Genomic DNA, 2,304 nt, shown 5'->3' with positions numbered 1-2,304 from the left:
TGCTCAGGCTCACCACTTGCAGGCTGTGCACCGGGCTGAGCCGGGCACCGACGTAGGCGGCCATCAAGCCCCAACACGGGAAATAGAACAGCGCGAACAGCCCGGCCGCCAGCCAGCTCAGTACCAGGCTCGGGTGCCCGAGCAAGCCGAGCATGCTCAGACCAAACGCGCCGATACTCAGGGCCATCACCCGCAACGCCCCCCAACGATCTGCCAGCGTGCCCAGCAGCAAGCCGCCGATCACACCGCCGATCCCGATCAGCGTCCACATCGAGCCGGTGACGGAGGCGCTGGCTTGTAGCTGCTCGCTGACGAACGCCGACAGGAAATTCAGAAACGGCCCGCTGATGGCGCCGATAAACGCGCTGAGCAAGACGATCTGCATTGCCACCGGTTGTGCCACGCACAACTTCAGCCATTGGCGCAGCACTTGGTTCAGCGCCGGCGCCATGGTCTCGCGTGGTGCCGGTTGCTTGATCGGGGCCAGTGCCCACAGGGTCAACAGCGTGACAACCAGCGTCAACCCGGCGCAGATCAGCCAGAACTGGCGTAACGACAACCCCTGCAACAGCGCGATCAACAGCCCGTTCAAGCACAGCGCAAAGGCTGAGCCCGAGGACGCCAGCCCCAGCACCCGGCTGCGATGTGTAGTCGGGATCACCTCTTGAGCGAGGGCCGAAATCGCGTTCCAGTTCGACACCGCGCACGCCGACACCAGTGCCAGGCACAGGGCAAACGGCAGCACCCACGGCGTGGCGACGGCCAGGGCCAGCAGGGCGGGGCTGAGGACGATGGTCAGGCGCACCATATTGCGCGAGCTGATCCACGCCGCCGCCAGGCCGCTGGCAATCGAGGCGCCCATGTAGAACAGCTGCAACAGCGCGGCGATCAATGCGGCCTGGCTGTAACTGAGCTCAAAGGCCAGGCGGATCTGCGGCAACAGCGCCGAATACAGGAACACACTGAAACCGTGGGTGGTGGCGTTGCAGGCGGTAAACACCAGTGCCAGCAAGCCAATACTTCGCCGGGATGAAACGGGTGCGTTGGACATGGCGATGACTCGATAAGTTAATCGCGAAAGAGAGGGGCGAAGTTACAGGAAGTACATCGGCAGACTAGCGTTTATAGCCTGGCGACGACCAATGCTTAATTGTCTTAGTGTGCATGCGTTATACGCAGGCTATTTATTCGTGAGCGACGGTCTGTAGCGATAAACGACACTTTCAGCGTTTGCGACGATTAATTGTTTGTCAGGCTGGAGTGCTACCGCTGACCCAATACAAAAAGGTATGTTGTGCAGGTTATTTCCCCTGTGCTCCCGAGTGTCGTCCATGAAACGCAAAATGCCCGGTCTCAACGCCCTCAAAGCTTTCGAAGTCGCCGGCAGTACCGGCAGTTTTACCCGGGCCGCCGAGCTGTTGAACGTGACGCAGAGTGCGGTCAGCCGCCAGGTGCGCCAGCTTGAAGAACAGCTGGGCGAGGCCCTGCTGGAGCGTCGTCACCATCACCTGGAATTGACCAGTGCCGGACGGGTATTGCTGCGGGCGTTGCACCAGTCGTTCGACAAGATCGAGTTGACGGTGCGCAGTATCCAGCAGAAGTCCCATGCCAATCGGCTGCACATCAATGCGCCGCCGACGTTTACCAACCGTTGGTTGATGCCGCGGTTGGGGCGCTTGCGCGAGCAGCATCCGGAGTTGGAGCTGAGCATTACCACGCGGTTGCAGGACAGCCTGGCGGAGACCAGTACGCTGGATTGTGCGATTCGGTTTGGCGATGGGGAATGGGATGGGTTGGACAGCTCGTTGTTGATTCAGGAGCGGCATATCGCGGTGTGTGCGCCGTCGTTGTATGCCCGGGAGTGGAGTGACGGGATTGATCTGAATCGCATGACGTTGCTGCATGTGCTGGCGCGGGAGGATCAGCGGTATCTGACGTGGAAGCATTGGCTGGATGCGGCGCGGATCAGTGGGGTTGATATCGAGGGGGGGTATGAGTTTGACCTGCTGGATTTGGCGATTCGGGCGGCGATCGATGGGTTGGGGATTACCATTGCGGATTGGCATATGGTCGCTTCGGAGTTGGCCAGTGGGCAGTTGACGCAGGTGCTGAATGTGCATGTGGAGGGGCATCAGTCGTATTGGCTGGTGACCCGACCGGAGCAGACGGATACGCCGCAGTTGCAGGTGTTTGCGCAGTGGTTGCAGGAGGAGATTTGGTTGGCTCAGCGGCAGTTGGAGCCTTCTTTGGCGGCTGTTTGATTCGGTGTACATATCCGTTATTTAGGTAACGGCGACTTATGGT

The 2,304-nt window shown here is 60.2% G+C and carries 2 protein-coding genes; one reads left to right on the top strand and one right to left on the bottom strand.

Annotation, left to right across the window (positions count from 1 at the left end; translation table 11 throughout):
- A partial coding sequence (locus HX846_RS32970) for an MFS transporter (RefSeq protein ID WP_178967024.1) occupies window positions 1-1,051 on the bottom strand: 1,051 nt, incomplete at its 3' end.
- 280 nt (window positions 1,052-1,331) lie between these two features.
- On the opposite strand from HX846_RS32970, the gene HX846_RS32965 reads away from it, so the two are divergent.
- Window positions 1,332-2,261, top strand: a complete 930-nt coding sequence (locus tag HX846_RS32965) for a LysR substrate-binding domain-containing protein (RefSeq protein WP_032899060.1) — start codon at window positions 1,332-1,334, stop codon at window positions 2,259-2,261.
- Window positions 2,262-2,304: the final 43 nt, after the last annotated feature.

Origin of the sequence: Pseudomonas sp. K5002 (assembly GCF_013386655.1) — a bacterium.
Lineage (GTDB): Bacteria > Pseudomonadota > Gammaproteobacteria > Pseudomonadales > Pseudomonadaceae > Aquipseudomonas.
The sequence above is the reverse complement of the archived record's forward strand: the minus strand, read 5'-3'. Positions and strand labels throughout refer to the sequence as shown.